Origin of the sequence: Acetobacter sp. DsW_54, assembly GCF_002153575.1 — a bacterium.
GTDB classification, from domain to species: Bacteria; Pseudomonadota; Alphaproteobacteria; order Acetobacterales; family Acetobacteraceae; genus Acetobacter; species Acetobacter fabarum.
In genome coordinates this window covers 271,602-291,194 of the sequence record NZ_JOPD01000003.1, presented here as the reverse complement: position 1 = coordinate 291,194, position 19,593 = coordinate 271,602, and the positions used below count along the sequence as shown (strand labels likewise).

General features: G+C 61.2%; 14 protein-coding genes. All 14 read right to left on the bottom strand.

Translation table 11 applies throughout. The annotated features are described in order from the left end of the window. Positions 1-65 precede the first annotated feature (65 nt). Positions 66-893: a pyruvate, water dikinase regulatory protein gene (locus HK20_RS03090; protein WP_086645597.1), complete on the bottom strand. Its 828-nt coding sequence runs from the start codon at positions 891-893 to the stop codon at positions 66-68. Between the two features lie 50 nt (positions 894-943). Beyond that, positions 944-3,619, bottom strand: coding sequence for a pyruvate, phosphate dikinase (ppdK, locus tag HK20_RS03085; protein ID WP_086645699.1), 2,676 nt, complete (start codon positions 3,617-3,619; stop codon positions 944-946). Between the two features lie 223 nt (positions 3,620-3,842). Continuing rightward, a complete protein-coding gene (ligA, locus tag HK20_RS03080; RefSeq protein WP_086645698.1) occupies positions 3,843-5,903 on the bottom strand; it encodes an NAD-dependent DNA ligase LigA in 2,061 nt (686 codons plus the stop codon). Positions 5,904-5,929: 26 nt separating this feature from the next. Then, positions 5,930-7,651 (bottom strand): DNA repair protein RecN, encoded by a 1,722-nt coding sequence (gene recN / locus HK20_RS03075; protein ID WP_086645596.1) that lies wholly within the window; start codon positions 7,649-7,651, stop codon positions 5,930-5,932. 178 nt (positions 7,652-7,829) lie between these two features. Beyond that, positions 7,830-8,840 carry an outer membrane protein assembly factor BamD gene (locus HK20_RS03070; RefSeq protein ID WP_086645595.1) on the bottom strand — a complete coding sequence of 337 codons (1,011 nt, stop codon included), beginning with the start codon at positions 8,838-8,840 and terminating at the stop codon, positions 7,830-7,832. Between the two features lie 97 nt (positions 8,841-8,937). Then, positions 8,938-9,918, bottom strand: coding sequence for a UDP-3-O-acyl-N-acetylglucosamine deacetylase (lpxC, locus tag HK20_RS03065; protein ID WP_086645594.1), 981 nt, complete (start codon positions 9,916-9,918; stop codon positions 8,938-8,940). 148 nt (positions 9,919-10,066) lie between these two features. Beyond that, positions 10,067-11,551: a cell division protein FtsZ gene (gene ftsZ / locus HK20_RS03060; RefSeq protein ID WP_086645593.1), complete on the bottom strand. Its 1,485-nt coding sequence runs from the start codon at positions 11,549-11,551 to the stop codon at positions 10,067-10,069. A gap of 82 nt (positions 11,552-11,633) precedes the next feature. After that, a complete protein-coding gene (gene ftsA / locus HK20_RS03055; protein ID WP_086645592.1) occupies positions 11,634-13,070 on the bottom strand; it encodes a cell division protein FtsA in 1,437 nt (478 codons plus the stop codon). Then, entirely contained in the window at positions 13,063-13,977 is a 915-nt protein-coding gene (locus tag HK20_RS03050; protein ID WP_086645591.1) for a cell division protein FtsQ/DivIB, read from the bottom strand. The genes ftsA and HK20_RS03050 overlap by 8 nt, the downstream gene beginning before the upstream one ends. After that, positions 13,974-14,912 (bottom strand): D-alanine--D-alanine ligase, encoded by a 939-nt coding sequence (locus HK20_RS03045; RefSeq protein ID WP_086645590.1) that lies wholly within the window; start codon positions 14,910-14,912, stop codon positions 13,974-13,976. The genes HK20_RS03050 and HK20_RS03045 overlap by 4 nt, the downstream gene beginning before the upstream one ends. Further along, the gene (gene murB, locus HK20_RS03040; RefSeq protein ID WP_086645589.1) at positions 14,909-15,859 is read right to left on the bottom strand and encodes a UDP-N-acetylmuramate dehydrogenase; all 951 of its coding nucleotides are present in this window, start codon (positions 15,857-15,859) and stop codon (positions 14,909-14,911) included. Before murB ends, HK20_RS03045 begins: the two co-directional genes overlap by 4 nt. After that, positions 15,856-17,289 (bottom strand): UDP-N-acetylmuramate--L-alanine ligase, encoded by a 1,434-nt coding sequence (gene murC, locus HK20_RS03035; protein WP_086645588.1) that lies wholly within the window; start codon positions 17,287-17,289, stop codon positions 15,856-15,858. The genes murB and murC overlap by 4 nt, the downstream gene beginning before the upstream one ends. Beyond that, positions 17,286-18,431, bottom strand: a complete 1,146-nt coding sequence (gene murG, locus HK20_RS03030) for an undecaprenyldiphospho-muramoylpentapeptide beta-N-acetylglucosaminyltransferase (protein WP_086645697.1) — start codon at positions 18,429-18,431, stop codon at positions 17,286-17,288. Before murG ends, murC begins: the two co-directional genes overlap by 4 nt. Beyond that, positions 18,428-19,591 carry an FtsW/RodA/SpoVE family cell cycle protein gene (locus HK20_RS03025; protein WP_086645587.1) on the bottom strand — a complete coding sequence of 388 codons (1,164 nt, stop codon included), beginning with the start codon at positions 19,589-19,591 and terminating at the stop codon, positions 18,428-18,430. Before HK20_RS03025 ends, murG begins: the two co-directional genes overlap by 4 nt. Between the last annotated feature and the right edge of the window lie 2 nt (positions 19,592-19,593).

The window sequence follows — 19,593 nt, the reverse complement described above, 5'->3', positions numbered from 1 at the left end:
TCAGAGCCAGAGGCTGGGAGGATACCCCTGTGGCCCCGTTAAAAAGGGGTAACAGGGGCGTGTTTTCAGGCTGTGGTGGCAATCAGTTCCAGAATGGAAGCAGACGACTCCTCAATGGAGCGGCGCGTTACATCTATGACTGGCCAGTTATGGCGGCGGCATAACCGCCTTGCCCAGTGCAGTTCTTCCTGCACTTTTTCCAGATCAATGTAGGCGTAATCGGTTATGGCCTCTGGGCGGGACTTGCCCGGGATCATCTGGTTCAGGCGGTTGCGGCGGATTTCAATCAGCCGTTCGGGGTCTATGGTCAGGCCAATAACCGGCTTGGTTGTGGTAAACAGGGCTTCTGGTGGTTCTATGCCCATAACCAGCGGTACGTTAGCCGCTTTTATGCCCCGGTTAGCCAGATAGAAGCAGGTCGGTGTTTTGGAAACGCGTGAGACGCCAACCAGAATAACATCCGCCTTGTTCAGGCCGCGTGTTTCCTGCCCATCGTCATGAGCCAGCACATAATGCATGGCCTCAATACGTTGGTAGTAGTTTTCGTCCATAATATACTGGCCGCCGGGGTGGCGGGTTGCTTCTTCCCCGGTTTCTTCGGCCAGAAAGTTCAGGGCATTGTCCAGCACGTCCAGAAGCCTGATCTGCAGGCTGGCGCAACCGGCTTCCATATCCGCCTGAAGGATCGGGTCTGTCAGGGTGGACATGACCGGCCCACGGTTATTGGCAATATGCCGCAAAACCCGCCGGAGCTGGATCTGGGTGCGGATCAGGTTCCAGTGCCGGAGCCGGACTTCAGTGTTGGGGAACTGCGCAATGCAGGCCCGCGCCACGGAATCGAGCGTTTGCCCCGTAGCCTCGGAAACGAGGTGGAGAGTAAGAATTTTTTGCATGGTATCAGATTGAAAAATGGCCGCCTCAAAGCGAGGCGGCCACTTTTTCCTTAGGCTTTAACAGCCTTGTTATTGCGTGCGGCAAGAGCTGCCTGTGCTGCGGCCAGACGGGCGACCGGCACACGGAAGGGGGAGCAGGAGACGTAATCCAGCCCGACTTCCTCAAAAAAGGCGATGGAGAGCGGGTCCCCACCATGTTCACCGCAAATGCCCAGCTTGAGGTCGGGCTTGGCGGCACGGCCTTTTTCCACACCCATGCGCACCAGAGCGCCCACGCCTTCGCGGTCGATGGAAACGAAGGGGTCCTGGGGCAGCAGCCCTTTTTCCACGTATTCAGGCAGGAAGGAGCCTGCATCATCACGCGACAGGCCAAGGGCTGTCTGGGTCAGATCGTTGGTGCCGAAGGAGAAGAAGTCAGCACTCTGTGCAATCTGGTCCGCAGTCAGGGCTGCACGGGGCAGTTCGATCATAGTGCCAATCTTGTAAGCAAGCTTGACGCCACGTTCGCTCAGCACATCGGCAATAACGCCTTCGCAGGATTTACGAACCAGATCCAGCTCGGCTTTGGTGCCGATCAGCGGGATCATGATTTCGGGTTCCACGGCCTTCCCGGTTTCCTTCGCAATGTCCAGCGCGGCCTCGGTAATGGCACGCACCTGCATGGCGTAGATTTCGGGGTAGGTAATGCCAAGGCGGCAACCACGGTGGCCCAGCATGGGGTTGGATTCGGAAAGGGCCGAGCGGCGTGCGCGCAGGCTTTCCACATCCTTGCCCAGTGCCTTGGCCACATCAGCCAGCTCGGCCTCACCATGCGGCAGGAACTCATGCAGCGGCGGGTCGAGCAGGCGGATGGTAACCGGCAGGCCAGCCATAATACGGAAGAGTTCCGTAAAGTCGCTGCGCTGGAACGGCAGAAGGGCCTCAATGGCGCGGGCGCGTGTCTGTGCGTCATCCGCCATGATCATCTGGCGCACATGGCCAATACGGTCAGGGCCGAAGAACATGTGCTCGGTCCGGCACAGGCCAATGCCTTCCGCACCAAAGCGGCGGGCGGTCTGTGCATCTTCGGGGGTTTCAGCGTTGGCGCGCACACCAAGGCGGCGTACGCCATCTGCCCAGCCCATAAGGGTGGCAAAATCGCCCGAAAGGGTGGGCGGAATGGTGGGAACGCGACCCTTGTAAACAGCACCCGTACCACCGTCGAGCGTAATCCACTCGCCCGCTTTGAGCGTGTGGCCATCCACGGTCATGGTCTGGGCCTTGTAGTCCACGGCAATGCTGCCAGCACCGGCCACGCAGACACGGCCCATGCCACGGGCCACAACGGCTGCGTGGGAGGTCATGCCGCCGCGGGTGGTCAGCACGCCACGGGCTGCGTGCATGCCGTGTACGTCTTCTGGCGAGGTTTCAATGCGCACCAGAATAACGTCTTCACCCTTGGCTGCGCGGTCTTCCACATCCTCGGCGGAGAAGGCGATTATCCCGGTTGCAGCACCGGGGGATGCGGGCAGGCCGCGGGTTAGCAGCTGGCGCTCGGCCTTGGGGTCCAGCACAGGGTGGAGCAGCTGGTCGAGCGATGCGGGAGGAACGCGGGTTACCGCTTCTTCCTGCGTGATCAGGCCTTCCTTGGCCATGTCAATGGCTACGCGCAGGGCTGCGGCGGCGGTCCGTTTGCCCGAGCGGGTCTGGAGCAGGTAGAGCTTGTTGGCCTGCACCGTAAATTCAATGTCCTGCATGTCGCGGTAGTGGCGTTCAAGCAGGTCACGCACCTTGAGCAGTTCGCTGTACGCGTTGGGCAGGGCTTTTTCCATCGAGGTCTGACCCTCGACCGAACGACACTCCGCCATGGGCTGCGGGGTGCGGATGCCGGCTACAACGTCCTCACCCTGTGCGTTGATCAGGTATTCGCCGTAGAAGATGTTTTCACCCGTGGACGGGTCGCGGGTGAAGCACACGCCCGTTGCACAGTCATCCCCCATGTTGCCGAACACCATGGACTGAACGTTAACAGCCGTGCCCCAGCTTGCGGGAATGTCATGCAGTTTGCGGTAGGTATTGGCGCGTGGGTTCATCCATGAGCCAAAGACGGCTCCAATGGCGCCCCACAGCTGGTCCTTAGGGTTTTCGGGGAAGGGAGTTCCCGTTTCGGATAGGACGATCTGCTTGTAGCTTTTTACAACGTCCTGCCATTCTTCGGCGGTCAGGGCGGTGTCATCAATCTTGCCAGCGGCGCGTTTGGCCTGTTCAAGCAGGTCTTCAAATTCGTGGTGCGGCACGCCGAGCACAACGGAGCCGTACATCTGAATGAAGCGGCGGTAACTGTCCCATGCAAAGCGGGCATCGCCCGAGGAGCGGACAAGGCCTTCAACCGTTGCGTCGTTCAGACCAAGGTTGAGCACTGTGTCCATCATGCCGGGCATGGAAACGCGCGCACCGGAGCGGACAGAAACCAGAAGCGGGTTTTCGGCATCGCCAAAGCGCAGGCCCATGGCCTGTTCTACCAGCCCCATAGCCGCTTCAAGCTGGGATTCCAGCTCGGCGGGGTACTTCCGTCCGTTGTCGTAAAAGGCGGTGCAGACTTCAGTGGTAATGGTAAATCCTGGGGGCACCGGCAGGCCAATATTGGCCATTTCCGCCAGATTGGCGCCCTTGCCGCCGAGGAGATTGCGCATCCCGGCGTTGCCTTCGCTTTGGCCAGCGCCGAAACTGTAGATCCACTTGGTCATTTTGCCGTTCACTTCATTCTTTTGTGCCAGATGAGCTGAAGTTCCGACCGAGGGGATGGGAACAGGGGATACCGGAACAGCAGCCGGACTGGGCACGGAATTTTTATTTTTGGTTTGGACGACGAACTCCACCCCTTCGTTGCACGGCAGCATGGCGCAGATTTGGCCGCCGGGCAATCTCTCTTTTACACGTAAATGGTAAAAAACTGCGGGTGTGGTGGTTCTATCCGTTTGTTACGCAAAAGGCGTTCCATTCTGCTTCGTCCATGGTGGGAATGTTCAGCTCGGCCGCTTTTTTGGCTTTGGAGCCTGCCTTTTCCCCCAGCACCACCAGATCGGTCTTTTTTGAGACGGAGTCGGACACCTTGGCCCCCATGCGTTCGGCCGTGGCCTTGGCCTCCGGGCGGGTCATGGTGAGCAGCGTGCCGGTAAACACAATGGTCTTGCCCGCCAGAGGGCCTCCACTGGCGGCACTTTCCTCGGTAATGGTCAGCTCGGCGCTCAGTTCGGCCAGCGTGGTCTGGTTGTGGGGCTCAGCAACAAAGGCCACCACATCCGTTGCTATGGCGTTACCAATGCCGGTAATGGACCCCAGTTCCAGCCGGGCGTCAGAGCCGATAATGGTGGCCGCCTCCATCTGCTGCAGCCAGTTGGCATAGCTGCCGTAATGGCGGGCCAGCAGGCGGGCGTTGCTTTCCCCAATACGGCGGATGCCCAGCGCGTAAATAAAGCGCGAAAGCGGGATTGTGCGCCGGTCGTCTATGGCCTGAAGCAGATTACGCACAGACTGCTCACCCCAGCCATCACGCTGTTCCAGAGCAGCGGCGTGGGCCTTGAGCCGGAAGATGTCGGTTGGGGTGTGGATCAGCCCGGCTTCATAAAACTCGCGAATACTGCGCTCACCCAGCCCTTCAATGTCAAAGGCAAGGCGGGAGGCAAAATGGATCAGCCGTTCCACGGCCTGTGCGGGGCAGGTCAGCCCGCCGGTGCAGCGGCGCACCACTTCGCCTTCAGGCCGCACGGCCAGCGCGCCGCATACGGGGCAATGATCGGGGAAGTGAAAAAGAGGTTGCCGTTCGGGCGCTGGCTCACCTGCTGGGACCGTACCAAGCACCTGCGGAATAACATCGCCTGCGCGCTGGACATACACAAGGTCACCTTTGCGCACGTCCTTGCGGGTAATTTCGTCTTCATTGTGCAAGGTGGCGCGGGTTACAAGCACCCCGCCAACGTTAACCGGTTCCAGATGTGCAACAGGGGTCAGGGCACCGGTGCGCCCAACCTGAATTTCTATGGCGTTCAGGCGCGTAATGGCCTGTTCTGCCGGGAACTTCCACGCGATGGCCCAGCGGGGGGCACGCCCGGCAAAGCCCAGACGTTCCTGCAGGCTCAGGTCGTCTATCTTGTAAACAACGCCATCAATATCATAGGCCAGACTGGCGCGCTCGCGGTTGATTTCCTCAAAAAAAGCTTCGGCATCGGCCGCTCCCTCAATCTGGCGGGAGAGCGGGTTGACCGTAAACCCCCATGCCTTGAGCTGCTCCAGATAAGCCCAGTGGCTACGGGTTGCCTTGTCCGAGCAGAAACCCTGCGCATAGGCAAAAAGGGAGAGCGGGCGCTGGGCTGTAATGCTGGCGTCCAGCTGCCGCAAGGACCCCGCCGCCGCATTGCGCGGGTTGGCAAACAGGCGCTTGCCTGCTGCCTCCTGTGCGGCATTGAGTGCGATAAAGTCGGTTTTGGAGAGGAAGACTTCCCCGCGAATTTCGATCAGGTCGGGGTAGGGGGCGGGGAGCACCAGAGGCAGGCTGCGCAGGGTGCGCAGGTTGGCGGTTACGTCTTCCCCTTCCGTGCCATCGCCCCGAGTGGTGCCCCGGATGAACTTGCCGGATTCGTAAGTAAGGCTGATGGAAAGACCATCAATCTTGGGTTCACCCACCAGACGCAGGCTGGACGTATCTGCCTGATCCAGCCCTAAAAACCGTGCTGCACGGGTGATGAAGCCTTCAAACTCCTCACGGTCAAACACGTTGTCGAGCGAGAGCATGGGGGCGAGGTGGACATGCTTGCCAAGCCCCGTATCCGCGCTGGCCCCGACTGCATTGGCTGCGCTGTTCTGTGGTTCGGCATCGGGGTAAAGGGCGGCAAGCTCGGTGTAGCGCTTGCGCAGGGCATCATACTGCGCGTCGCTTATTTCCGGGGCGTCATAACCATGGTAGGCGGTGTTGTGGTAGGCAATCTGGCTGGCCAGTTCCGCCAGTTCCGTGCGGGCCTGATCACTGTTCATTTCCGTGACCGGGGTGGTGTTCGCTATCATTTTTTGGAATCCAGCAGGCTGGCGGCGGCAGCGCGGGCTGCATCGGTAATGGTGTCTCCTGCCAGCATGCGTGCGATTTCTTCCCTGCGTTCGGTTTCTGCCAGAGCTATGGCGTGGGTTGCGGTTTGTCCGTTACGGGTCTGTTTGCCAATCCGTAAATGCGCATCAGCACTGGCGGCAACCTGCGGGCTGTGCGTAACGGCCAATACCTGCACATTCAGTGCCAGACGGTGCAGGCGCTCACCAATGGCGGCAGCGGTGGCACCACCTACGCCTGCGTCAATTTCGTCAAAAATGAGCGTGCCAATGCCAGATTGCCCGGCCAGAACCAGCTTGAGCGCCAGCATCAGGCGGGATAGTTCCCCCCCCGATGCCACCTTGGCAATGGGGCCGGGGGGCTGGCCGGGGTTGGCGGCAATAAGGAACATGACCTGCTCCATGCCGTGGCGGCTCCACTGCTCGGAGGGGAGGGGCTGCAACTCGGCCAGAAAACGGGCTTTTTCCAGTTTAATGGGTTTGAGTTCGGCCGTTACGGCCTGCTCCATTTTTTTGGCGGCAAGGGCGCGGGCATCGGTCAGGGTGCGGGCGGCCTCCATATAGGCAAGCCGGGCGTCTTCCGTGGCTTTGCGCAGGCCTTCCAGTTCGGTGGCGCCATTGTCCAGTGCGTGGATGCGCGCAGTCAGTTGCGCCAGCAAAGCTGCCAGTTCATCCACCAGCACGTTGTGTTTGCGCGCAACGGTGCGCAGGGCAAACAGCCTTTCTTCCGTTTCTTCCAGCTCCCGTGGGTTGGCTTCCGTATCTGCCATAAGGCGGGAGAGCAGGCTTTCAGCTTCGGCCAGTGCGTTTTCTGCATTTTCCAGCGCGCTCAGGGCTTCGGCGGTGCGGCCTGCCAGCTCATCGGTTTCAGGCGGTGTGCTGTCCGATGTGGTGGAGGGGACCAGACGCAAAAGGGCGCGGTTGGCAGCGCGCAGGGCTGCGGCTGGCCCGGTGGAGCGGCGGTCACGCGGTGTGAGTTCGGACAGGGCGGCTGCCACGGCCTCGCCCCGGCGTTCGGCCTGCTGGAGCGCGTGGCGTTGCTGCGCCAGCTGGCTTTCCTCCCCCGGTTGGGGGGCCAGGGCGGAGAGTTCGCTCACCGTATGGCGCAGCCATTCTTCCTCACGGGCGGCGTCTTCCAGTGCCTGTTGTGCGCAGGCAAGGCTCTGGCGCAGGTCCTGCCAGTGGGTAAAGGCCTGTGCGACTTTTTTAAGGAGAGAGGGCTTAATGCCGTAAGCATCCAGCAGGCCGCGATGGGTGGAGGCATCGGCCAGCCCCATCTGCTCATGCTGGCCCTGAATTTCGATAAGAGCGGAGGCAATTCGGCGCAGTAGGGTCAGACCCACGGGCTGGTCGTTAATCCATGCGCGTGACCGCCCCTCGCGCGAGATAACCCGGCGTAGCACAAGGGGTTCGCCTTTGTCGGCCGGAATGCCCTGTTCTTCCAGCTGGGTGTAAACCGTATGGCTTGCCGGGGTTTCAAAACAGGCGGTTACACGGGCTTCCTCCGCACCGGCGCGGACAAGGCCCGCATTGGCGCGCTCGCCCATGGCAAGGCCCAGACTATCCAGCAGGATGGATTTGCCTGCCCCGGTCTCCCCCGTTAAGGCGGTAAAGCCGGGGTGGAGAGCAAGGTCTAGTGCCTCGATCAGCACAACGTCTCTGATGGAAAGATGTGTCAGCATAGCGACATCCGGCTTTTAGGTTCACACCTGAAATGACTGGAGTCTGCGGAACAGACTAAACAAATGCGCCTGCTCCCGCCTGAGCGTGAACAGGCATACCCTTGCTGCGAACAGGAAAGGTGAGTCCTGTATGTTCCTGTTGTGTTCTTAGTTCAAGAGTGAAAGTGAAAAAGCCGTATTACTTTTTGGTGGCCGCCGCAGGAGCCGGGGCCGGTTGTGTGCTGGCCGCAGGCGTGGAGGAACCTGCCGCAGGAGTAGCGGTTGCAGGCTGCTGCATGGCTGTCGGGGCGGCCATACGTTCATCCCGTGTGTCTGACGCCTGTGCTTTGAGCAGGTCCGGTTTGGCAGGGGTTGTAACTGCCTTGCCCGGAGGCGGCAGTTTGCCGTCGATCAGGTGGTAGCTTTTCAGCTTGTTGTAAGCGTAGTGGTACCACTGGCTGCCGGGGTAGTTGTAACCCAGAACAATGGCGGATTTGCGCGCCTGGTCGGTTAGCCCAAGGTCCAAGTACACTTCCACCATGCGTTCGAGTGCTTCAGGCACATGGTTGGTGGTCTGGAAGTCCTGCACAACGCGCTGGTAGCGGTTAATGGCGCCTTCATAATTGCGTTCGCGCTGGTAATAGCGGCCAACCAGCATTTCCTTGCCAGCCAGATGGTCACGGCACAGATCGATTTTAAGCTGGGCGTCGCGGGCATATTTGCTCTGGGGGAAGCGGGTCACCACTTCTTCCAGCGCGTCCATGGCTTCCGCCGTGCCCTGCTGGTCACGCTGCACGTCTGCAATCTGCTCATAAAAGCAGAGCGAGCGCAGGTAATAGGCATAGGCGGAATCGGTGCTGGTGGGGTGCAGGCTGATAAAGCGGTTCAGCTGCTGCACGGCTTCGGGGTATTTCCCTTTAAGGTAGTAGGAATACCCTTCCATCAGCTGCGAATTGGGGATGTAACCCGAATAGGGGTAGTTCTGCTGGAGTGTTTCAAACTCGGCAGCAGCCAGCTCGTAGCGGCGTGTGCGCAGGGCATCAATGCCGTTGTTATAGAGCGTCTCCGGTGGTGCAATTTTGGGCGTGATCGGCCCTTTTTTGCTGCCGGTCAAAAGACTGCAACCCGTAAGCCCGGTCAGCACCAGAGCTGAGAGCACGAACGGCAGACGACGACGGACTGACTGTGTTTTTATAGAAATATCAAACATACCGGCTCTTCAGATCGAGACGAAATCTTATAGCATGTCAGCGGGTCAAGAAAAGCAAAGAAACGCCGATTATTGAAAGAGCCGTGCAAAAAGCTGGTCAGGCCGCAGCAGAGGTGGATTGCAGGTCTGTTGTGTCCTGCCATGCGGTGCTCTGGGCAAACAGGGTTTTGAGCAGCATGTTGTTGAGCGTGTGGCCCGAGCGGTTGCCCCGGAAGCTGGCGTTGAGCACGCAGCCCGCTAGATACAGATCCCCCACCGCATCCATGATCTTGTGGCGGATGAACTCATCCGGACAGCGCAGGCCCGCCGGGTTGAGTACAACGTCATTATCCACAACAATGGCGTTATCCAAAGACCCGCCCAATGCCAGCCCGGCCTGATGCAGGGCTTCAATTTCCTGCCGCATGGCAAAGGTGCGGTTGCGGGCCAGCTCGTTGCGGAAGGAGGTCGGGGTCAGGTCCAGAGCATAGCTTTGTGCGCCAATGGCGCGGGCGGGAAAATCAATGCTCATGGATAAATGCGGGCTTGGGCTGCTGTGGGGGAGCAGTTCCACCCAGGCATTCTGGTGCTCCACCCGAACAGGTTCCAGCACCTGTACCACCTTGCGTGGCAGGTCCTGCGTTTTGCGTCCGGCGCAGTCGAGCAGAAAAACAAAATCTGTGGCGGAGCCATCAAACACCGGGGTTTCCGGCCCATCAACCAGAACAAGTGCGTTGTCTATGGCGCACCCGCAAAGGGCAGCCATCAGGTGTTCAACGGTTGCAACCCGGTTTTCGGGGCGTGCTTTTTCGCCCAGAACGGTGCTCAGATGTGTTTCCACTACGTAATCATAACGCGCGGGCAGGGGGGCTGCCTGTGGCAGGTCGGTCCGCTGGAAAACAATGCCATGCCCTGCGGGGGCCGGGGCAATGGTCATGTTAATGGAGCGGCCTGTGTGCAGGCCAATACCTACGGCAGAAATGGCATGGTGCAGCGTGTGCTGGGCCGGTGCGGTTTTTTGGCGCATCTGTCGCATGGTGGTGGGGAGGATCTCCACAGATTTGGAACATGGGGTAAGCTCCCCAGACAGATTATCCATGATCCCGACCGCCCCGTATTGGTGTGGAAAGTTATCTCACACTAACGCTAGGGCCTGTTTGGGGCAGATGCGAGTCAATGATTATTGCCGTCTGTTTCATCCCCCGCCATGCGGCACACAGGTGCCGGGCGGGGGTAGCCCATAAGGCTTAGCGGCGCAGAAAGGTTGGAATTTCCAGCCCGTTATCGCCTTCACCGTGGCGGGGTGCACCCTGTTCGGCCTGGCTGATGGTGGGGTGAGACTGCGCTACAGGCTCTTCCCGTGTTTCTGGTGTGGTGGCCCGGCGGAATGCACCAGTCACGCGGCCAAACAGGCTCCGTGCATTGGGGTCCTGCACAGGGTAGGCCGAGGGACGCGGCGGTTCGCTGAACAGATTGGCATGTTTGGATGCAGCAGGCGCTGGTGCGGGGGCCGGTGCAGGCTGGCGGGGCTGTTGTGCCGCAGCGGCGACCTGACCGGGAACCATGTGCGCCGGGGGGGCGGCATGGCCGGGCTGGGGAGCATAGGCCTGCTGCTGTACGGGGGCACTCTGCTCGGCCACGGGGGGCTGAGGCTGTGCAGGCGGCGGCGCGCTGGGCTGTGCCGCAGGGGCAGCGTAGGTCTGTTCCGGCTGGGCTTCGGTTTCCACTGCTGCCAGATGCGGGCGTTCAGCCGCGCCTGAGGGTACGTCAATCCCCGTGGCAACAACGGATACGCGTACGCGCCCGCTCATTTTTTCCTCAATGACCGTACCAAAGATCATGTTGGCGTCTTCTGGTACTTCGCGGCAGATGCGGTTGAAGGCTTCTTCCGCTTCAAAGAAGGTCATGTCTTCACCACCGGTAACATTGACCAGCAGGCCCTTGGCGGTAGCCATGCAGGTATCTTCCAGCAGTGGGTTGGAAATGGCGGCTTCGGCGGCTTCCACCGCACGGTTTTCACCTTCGGCTTCGCCCGTACCCATCATGGCCTTGCCCATTTCCGCCATAACGCTGCGGATATCGGCAAAGTCGAGGTTGACGTAGCCGCGTTCCATCATCAGGTCGGTAACGCCGCGCACACCCATGTTCAAAACTTCGTCAGCCAGCTTGTAGGCTTCGCGCAGGGTGGTGCGTTCGTTGGCAATACGGAAGAGATTCTGGTTGGGGATGACAATCAGCGTATCAACATACTGCTGAAGTTCCTGAATACCTTCATCCGCCACGCGTGCGCGGCGCTTGCCTTCGTAGGCGAAAGGCTTGCTGACCACGCCAATGGTCAGAATGTTCCGCTCACGCGCCATGCGGGCAATAACTGGTGCTGCCCCTGTACCCGTGCCCCCACCCATGCCGGTGGTGATGAACACCATATGTGCGCCGTCCAGGTAGCGGGCAATTTCGTCCGCGGCTTCTTCCGCTGCGGCACGGCCCACTTCGGGCTTGGCACCTGCGCCAAGGCCGTGGGTCAGGTGCGGGCCAAGCTGGATGCGGCTGTCGGCCAGACTTTTGGCCAGACTCTGCGCATCGGTGTTGGCTACAACAAACTCCACACCCTGCAGGTTGGAGGCAATCATGTTGTCAACCGCGTTCGTCCCCCCGCCGCCAACGCCTATAACGGTGATCTTGGGCGAAAAATCAGCATGAGTCTGGGGTGGAACGGTTAGGTTGAGTGTCATGTGTCTCTCCCGGACTGCGGCGGGTTAACAGGGGCGTTGTAGATAAGATTGCGAATAGTTTACCAACCTTTTGCGGGGCAAATCAAACCCTCTCACGAATAAAAGCAACCAGTTTTTGTAAAAAACCAGTTGGCGCGGCTTCGCGGAATTCCACATCGCTGAACGGACGCTCCGCACTGGCCGCCCAGAACAGCAGGCCAGCAGCCGTGGCAAAGCCTGCTGCGGCTGCCGTATCTTCTGGCAGACCGGCAATATTCTTGGGCCTGCCCAGACGGACCGAGCGCGTAAAACCGGGGCCGGAATGACGGCCAACACTTACCGGCACCCCCAGAATACGCTCGGCCAGCGGGCGGATTCCATCCAGCAGGGAGCCACCCCCGGTCAGCACAATGCGACCACTGGCGGCCATGCCAAGGCCCGCGCCATCCAGTTTTTCGCGCACCAGTTCCAGTGTTTCTTCCATACGGGGGCGAATGATGCGGCCAAGCTGGGCGCGGGAGATCTGCTCAAAATGGGGCACATCATTGCCCAGCAGTTCCACGGTCAGGATTTCGTCCTCCACGTCGGAGGAGAGGTCCGCACTGCCATACACGGTTTTCAGCCGCTCGGCATTGTCGAGTGATGTGCCAAGCCCGCGGGCTATGTCACGCGTAACATGCAGCCCGCCAACCCCGATCTGGGCGGTGTGCAGGATCTGGCCTTCACCAAACACGGCAAAGGATGTGGTACCCCCGCCCATGTCCACAACCGTTGTGCCAAGGTCGCGTTCATCCCTGTCCAGCACGGACAGGCCGGATGCCAGCGGGGAGGACACAAGAGCTTCCATGCGCAGTTCGGCACGGCTCAGCACGGTTTCAAGGTTCAGCAGGGCGGTGGTGGCGGCATCAATAATATGCAGGCGCGCCTTCAGCGTTTCGCACAGGTGCCCCCGTGGGTCAGACACGCCCTCAGTATCATCCACCGTAAAGTCTATGGGCAGGGTGTGAATGACCTCGCGCCCCTGCACGGTGGCCTGCACGCGCCCTTCCGTAACCACGCGGCGGATGTCCGCCTCGGTTACGACCCGCCCGCCAATGGGCCAGCGCACATTGAACAGGCGGCTGGCCGGATGCCCGCAGGACAGGTTGACCACCACCTTGTCTATGGTGCGCTCGGCCATGTTTTCAGCCTGCGCTACGGTTGCGCGTATGGCGGCTTCGGCCTCCTGCAACTCGGTTATGGCGCCATTGCGCACACCAGCGGAGCGGCGCCAGCCAAAGCCCGCCACGCGCAGCATGCCGTTGGGCTCCCCCTTGCCAATAAGGCAGGTAATTTTGGTCGAGCCAATATCCAGCACCGCACTGTAGCCGTTGCGCCATGTGTGCGGGCGTTTGTTGCGCTCACTGGGGGGGAGCGGAAGGGATGCTTCTCCCCCGCTCATGCGCAGTGTGGGGGAGGCTGAAGAATGGCTCCGCTTTTTGTGCAGCCGGTCCGCCAGACTGAGTGCGGGGGAAGCAGGGGAGTGCGCGGTGTCATTCATCTCGGCTTTCCTCCGTGGGGGATCGGGTGGGCTGGGTGTGGTGGGGTGTGTGCTGCGGGCTGCTTTTTGCGCCATCCCCTGCCGGTGCGGAGGGGGCAGGGGGCGGTTCAGGAGGGCGTTCGCGTATGGTCAGCCGGTCGGGCAGGCGCATGTCAATCAGTTCAACGGGGCGGTCAAGCAGCTGTGTTGTGGCGTTAATTCTGGCTAACCGGTGAATGGCCGGGGCTTCCTCCCCTTCGGGAAGGAGCACGGTTGCGCCATCTTTCAGGCTCAGGTTCCAGCGGCGGTCGCTTACCCGCACAGCAGCTGTTACGTGGGATTTTACGTCCGGTTCCTGTGCCAGCACGTCTATCAGGGCGGCGGCGTTTTCGTTCGCGCCGTCACCTACGACCAGTGGCAGTTTGGCAAAGGCAGTGGCGTCCTTGTCGTTCGCGCCCTGATCCGGCACTTTCTGCCCCTGCCGGTCGATCAGGATAAAATGGCCCTGATGCTGCCACACCGCATACGGTGGGCGCTCGGTAATGTGCACGTCAATCTCGCCAGACAGGTGGCGCTCAACGCTTACATGGTCAATAAACGGCAGGGCGGTCAGGTTCTCACGCGCGCGGGTGACGTTGAAGTTGAGAACCGGGTCCCCCACGGCAATGTTGAGGGCGGTGTGAATGGCCTCGTCACTGGTCAGGTTGGCCCCTTCAACCCGGATACTGGTCACGCGCAGGGCGGAGGTGCCCAGTAATTTGTCCCGCAAGGGGGCAATCTGTTTTTGCAGGGCCGGAAGAGGCACCGCCAGATAAACAGCAGCCCCGGCCCCCGCCAGCAGCATAAGCCCGATAACGGGCCGCAGCAGGCGTTTTTGGCGCTTGAGGAATAATCCCGTGCGGGAGGGGCGGCTGGCGGGGCGCTTCATTGGCGGCAGGTGGCCTGCTCAACAAGCCAGTGGCACAATGCGGGGTAGCTAATGCCGCAATAGGCGGCCTGTTCGGGCAGGAGCGATGTTGCGGTCATGCCCGGCTGGGTGTTGACTTCCAGCAGGATCAGGCGCGGGTTGGCCGGGTCTGCATCATCCAGCCGGAAATCCGAGCGCGATGCCCCAGCACATCCCAGCGCTTTATGGGCTTCTACCGCCACGTCCAGTGCGCGCTGGGCAACATCGGGGGCAATGCGGGCGGGCAGTTCATGCCGTGAGCCGCCGGTATTGTATTTGGCGTCGTAATCGTAAAAATCGTGGCCGCTGCCGGTGGGGGTAATGTCTGTTATGGTCAGGGCGCGTTCGCCCATTACACCCACGGTAATTTCGCGCCCGGGAATAAACTCTTCTACCAGCGCATGCGGGCCAAATGTCCAGTCCCGCACAATGCGTTCGCGCACATTGGCACCGGGCCGCACGATGGAGACACCAACGGACGAGCCTTCGCTAACGGGTTTAACCACGTAGGGGGCTGGCAGGGGGTCGCCTTCGGCAAGTTCGGCAATATCAATGACCCGGCCTTCGGCCACGGGCAGGCCAGCGGAAACAAAAGCAGCGCGGGCGGCGGCCTTGTTCATGGCTGTGGCGGATGCCCGCACGCCAGAATGTGTATAGGCAAGGCCCATCCAGTCCAGAATGCCCTGAATACAGCCATCTTCGCCAAATCGGCCATGGAGTGCGTTAAACACGACATCGGGTTTTTGTGCGCCCAGTTCGGCAACCAGCGCGCCCAGATCGGCCCCGGCATCAAGCGTACTGACCGTATGGCCCAGACTGCGCAGGGCCTCGGCCACGCCCTGCCCGGAAGACAGGCTGACAGTCCGCTCGGACGATATGCCGCCCATAAGCACGGTAATCCGTTTGGAGGTGCTCATGCGCGGGCTCCCTGTGTGCGGCCAAGACGTTTGATTTCCCAGTGCAGTTGCACGCCCGAATGCTGGGCAACGCGCTGGCGTACGGTATCCCCCAGTGTTTCGAGGTCATGGGCGGTGGCATTGCCGAGGTTGATCAGGAAGTTGCAGTGTTTTTCGCTGACCTGGGCATCGCCCTGGCGCAGGCCACGGCAGCCAGCCTGATCAATCAGCTCCCACGCCTTGCGGGCGGAAACCTCGGGTTCAGGGTTGCGGAAGGTGGAGCCACCCGTGCGTGCGCGCACAGGCTGGGACTGCTCGCGCGCTGTGCGGATATCGCCAATGCGTGCGGCTATGTCCGCCGGGCTGGCAGGCATGCCGCGCAGGCGCGCACGCACCACCATGGCCCCTTCGGGCAGGCCGGAGCGGCGGTAGTCAAAGCGCAGGGCGGCGTTGCCTAGGCGGACCATATTGCCATCACGGGTCACAATTTCCGCCCAGTCCAGCACGCTGGCAATATCCGCTCCATAGGCTCCGGCGTTCATGCGCACGGCCCCCCCGATGGAGCCGGGAATACCTGCCAGAAACTCCAGCCCCGCAAGCCCGGCCTGTGCCGCGTGTTCGGCTACTGTGGCATCCAGGCAGGCGCTGCCCACCACAAGCCCGTCCGCTTCCACAGCAATATCGGCAAAGCCACGAGCCATGCGCACCACAATGCCGTCCAGCCCGCCATCGCGGATAATCACGTTGGAGCAGGCTCCAAGGGCAATAACGGGCAGTTCGGGGGAAAGGCGCTGGAGCATGCCTGCCAGATCATCCGCATCCCTGGGCTGGAACAGCCATTCCGCCGGACCACCAACGCGGAACCATGTACGCGCCCCCAGCGGGGCCTGCGCGGTAACGCGTCCATGCGTGCCGGCAAAGGCGTGGCGAACCATATCTTCCAGCGTGGTTGCGGGCGTGCTGTTCATGCCGCACTTCCACCTTTCTGTTCAGCCTGCAAGGCGGCAAGCTGGGCAGGCAGGGCCTGCGCCCAGTTGGTAATGGTGCCCGCACCCAGGCACACAACATAGTCCCCCGGCTTGGCAATGGCGTTGATCATTTCTGCCAGATGTTCAGGGCTGGAAAGCGGGACAACGGAGCGGTGGCCGCGTTCACGCAGCCCTTCTATCAGCCTGTCGCGGCTGGCATCGGGCAGGGGGTCTTCGCCTGCGGCGTACACGTCGGAGACAATAACCGTGTCGGCATCGTTCATGCAGGTGCAGAAATCGGCAAACAGGGTTCTCAGGCGGGAGTAGCGGTGCGGCTGCATGACCGCAATAACCCGGCTGGCTCCAGCCTGGCGGGCGGCCTTGAGCACGGCGGCAATTTCCACCGGGTGGTGCCCGTAATCATCAATCACGGTAATGCCACCGGCTTCCCCCGTACGGGTAAAGCGGCGCTTGACCCCACGGAAGCTGGCCAGCCCGGAGCGGATCACATCATCACTGATGTCCATTTCGGTTGCGACGGCAATGGCGGCAAGGGAGTTCTGCACATTATGCGCGCCCAGCATGGGCAGGCGGAAAGGCCCGGCCTTGCGGGTGCGGCGGGTAACGCGGTCTGTCAGCGTGACCTCAAACGTAGCGCCCAGCTTGTCGGTAATTACCTTTTCGGCCCGGACATCCGCCTGTGGGGAGAAGCCATAGGTGACAATCCGGTGGTCAGACAGGCGCGGAATCATCTGCTGCACGGCAGGGTGGTCTATGCACAGCACCGCAAAACCATAGAACGGTACGTTGGAGACAAACTGGTCATACGCTGCCTCCATGGCCTCGGCAGAACCCCAATGGTCCAGATGCTCGGGGTCCATGTTGGTAACGACCGAAATAACGGAGGGCAGGCGCAGGAACGAGCCATCGCTCTCATCCGCTTCCACCACCATCCAGTCGCCCTTACCCATGCGGGTGTTGGTGCCGTAAGCCTCGATAATACCGCCGTTGATAACGGTGGGGTCCAGCTTGGCGGCTTCCAGCACGGCAGCCACAAGGCTGGTGGTGGTGGTTTTGCCATGTGTGCCGCCAATGGCCACGGACCAGCGCAGGCGCATGAGCTCGGCCAGCATTTCCGCCCGGCGGACAACAGGGATCAGCTTGGCGCGGGCTGCAACAACTTCGGGGTTGTCACGCTTGACCGCGGTGGAAATGACCACAACCTGCGCATTGCCCAGATTGGCGGCGTCATGCCCGATTGTGACCGGAATACCCGCAGCCCGCAGGCGTTTGACATTGGCGTTTTCCGCTATGTCCGAGCCCTGTACGGAGTAGCCCAGCAGGCACAGAACCTCTGCAATGCCGGACATGCCAATGCCGCCAATGCCGACAAAATGGATGGTTCCGATGGAAAGGGGCAGGGCTCTCATGTGCGTGTCTCCGTCTCGTGTGAGGGCGGATGGGCGGGTGAAGGAGAAAGTTGGAGGCATTCTTCTACTATATCAGCCAGACGGAGGGCGGCATCCGGGCGGGCCAGCGTGGCAGCGGCGGCTGCGGCACGGGCCAGGTCGTCCGGGGCGGTGAAAAGGTCTTGCAGGCGGGCTGCCAGTGTTTGTGCGGTAAAGTCGGGCTGGCGGATCATCCAGCCTGCGCCCGCGTCGGTTATGGCGCGGGCGTTTTCGGTCTGCTCATCGGAGGCGGCAATAGGCAGGGGGACCATGACCGCAGGGCGGCCTGCGGTGGTAATTTCCGCCACCGAGGAGCCTCCTGCCCGCCCGATGACCAGATGGGCTGCGCGCAGGATGTCGGGCACATCGTTCAAAAACGGCTCCACACGGGCCTGCACGCCAATATCGGCATAGGCTTTGCGCACGGTGTCCACATCATCCGCGCGGGCCTGCTGGGTAATGTGGATGCGTGCGCGCAGGGCGGCTGGCAGGCGGCCAATGGCTGCGGGCACCACCTGCGAAAAAATGCGCGCCCCCAGCGAGCCACCCCAGACCAGCAGGTTGATCGTCCCGTTCGGGGTGGGCCATGCCTCCCCCGCCAGCGCGGCAATGCCGGGGCGCACGGGCATGCCGGTCAGCACGGTTCTGGCCCCCATGGGCAGCTTGGCCACGGTGGGGAAGGAGGTGGCAATCACGTCAGCAAAGCGGGAGAGCACGGCATTGGCCTTGCCCAGAACGGCATTGCCTTCATGAATGATCAGCGCAGGGTGCCTGCGGCCGAGCAACCGCGCGCCCAGTAGGGGCGGAATGGAGGGGTAGCCGCCAAAGCCGATGACCGCATCAGGCTGAAGAGTGTGCAGGATGCCCCGCGCCTTCCATGCGCTGGCCAGTAGCGTAACCCCAGCACGCAGGGCGCGTATGGGGCCACGCCCGGCCACACCCGCACCACGCAGCACAAACTGTGGTGCATTGGCAAAAACGCCGCTGGTGCGCTTGCCTGCGCGGGCATCGGTCATCAGCACAATGTGGTGGCCACGGGCAACCAGTGCGTCAGCCAGTGCCTCGGCGGGGAAAAAATGACCGCCAGTGCCCCCGGCCGCGATCACAATAGTCTGTGGCTTCATGCTGACCGCCATTGTCTGAGAGTGGAGATAAAGCCATTGCCCGAGCGCAGGCCCCCCGGTTGCTGCCGGGTCAGGGCCAGCACCATGCCAATAGCCAGAGCAACAGACATGGCCGAAGACCCCCCATAGGAAATGAATGGCAGCGTCATGCCCTTGGTGGGGATAAGATGCAAGGTGGAAGCCATGTTAACAAACGCCTGAAGGCCAAAACCCGTTAGCAGCCCGGTCGTGGCGATGACCACAAACGGGTCATCCTCGCGGATCAGGCGCAGCAGGGTCCGCACCACAATGGCGGCAAAAACGCAAATGATCAGCAGGCAGATGACAAGCCCGTATTCTTCCCCCGCCACGGCAAACACAAAGTCCGCATGGGCGTCGGGGAGCAGGTCCTTGACCCGGCCTTCACCCGGCCCGCGGCCCATAAGCCCGCCATTGCCAAAGGCGCGCAGGGCCGTATCAATCTGATAATGATCACCCACATTGGGGTGCATGAACCGCTCCACGCGCGAGCGCACGTGCGGGAAGATAAAAAACGCGGCAATACCTGCTGCAATCATGCAGGCAAAACCAAACCCCACAAAAATCAGGTTCAGCCCGTCCACAAACAACTGGACCAGAAAAACAGCGGTAATAACCGTAAGCATGCCAATGTCTGGCTGGGATTTAAGCAGCAGCAGAATAAGCCCATACAGCCCGAATGCGATGAGCATCCCCGGAAAATAGCGCGAAATACGGCGCTGGGTCAGCAGCCACCCCGTGACCACGGCAAAGCAGGGCTTGAGAAACTCCGAGGGCTGCAAAGACATGAGCGGCAGCGCAATCCAGCGCCGTGCACCCTTGATCTCGATCCCGTGGACCAGTGTAAGCATGGTTGCACCCAGCATGAGCGCCCCCCCGATCAGGGAGAGCCGCAGCACCGTCCGGCGCGAGAGCATGGAAACCCCGGTGACAATAACCCCCGCCACGCTCAGGAACATGACCTGCTTGAAAATGAACATGTTGCGCGACGCACCAATGCGCACCGCAACCGCCGGGCTGGCCGCAAGCATGAGAATGTAGCCAAAGCCGATAAGAATGAAGGTGCAGACCAGCGTTGTCCGGTCCACGTTCCGCCACCAGCGGCCAAAAGGCGAATCATCAGTGCGGGAATAACCGGCCATGC

Coding starts and splice junctions, on each gene's coding strand:
- HK20_RS03050 (WP_086645591.1), bottom strand. CDS start 13,977: ATGAAGCGCCCCGCCAGCCGCCCCTCCCGCACGGGATTATTCCTCAAG.
- recN (WP_086645596.1), bottom strand. CDS start 7,651: ATGCTGACACATCTTTCCATCAGAGACGTTGTGCTGATCGAGGCACTA.
- HK20_RS03045 (WP_086645590.1), bottom strand. CDS start 14,912: ATGAGCACCTCCAAACGGATTACCGTGCTTATGGGCGGCATATCGTCC.
- lpxC (WP_086645594.1), bottom strand. CDS start 9,918: ATGGATAATCTGTCTGGGGAGCTTACCCCATGTTCCAAATCTGTGGAG.
- murG (WP_086645697.1), bottom strand. CDS start 18,431: ATGAAGCCACAGACTATTGTGATCGCGGCCGGGGGCACTGGCGGTCAT.
- ligA (WP_086645698.1), bottom strand. CDS start 5,903: ATGAACAGTGATCAGGCCCGCACGGAACTGGCGGAACTGGCCAGCCAG.
- ftsZ (WP_086645593.1), bottom strand. CDS start 11,551: ATGACACTCAACCTAACCGTTCCACCCCAGACTCATGCTGATTTTTCG.
- HK20_RS03090 (WP_086645597.1), bottom strand. CDS start 893: ATGCAAAAAATTCTTACTCTCCACCTCGTTTCCGAGGCTACGGGGCAA.
- ppdK (WP_086645699.1), bottom strand. CDS start 3,619: ATGACCAAGTGGATCTACAGTTTCGGCGCTGGCCAAAGCGAAGGCAAC.
- ftsA (WP_086645592.1), bottom strand. CDS start 13,070: ATGAATGACACCGCGCACTCCCCTGCTTCCCCCGCACTCAGTCTGGCG.
- murB (WP_086645589.1), bottom strand. CDS start 15,859: ATGAACAGCACGCCCGCAACCACGCTGGAAGATATGGTTCGCCACGCC.
- murC (WP_086645588.1), bottom strand. CDS start 17,289: ATGAGAGCCCTGCCCCTTTCCATCGGAACCATCCATTTTGTCGGCATT.
- HK20_RS03025 (WP_086645587.1), bottom strand. CDS start 19,591: ATGGCCGGTTATTCCCGCACTGATGATTCGCCTTTTGGCCGCTGGTGG.
- HK20_RS03070 (WP_086645595.1), bottom strand. CDS start 8,840: ATGTTTGATATTTCTATAAAAACACAGTCAGTCCGTCGTCGTCTGCCG.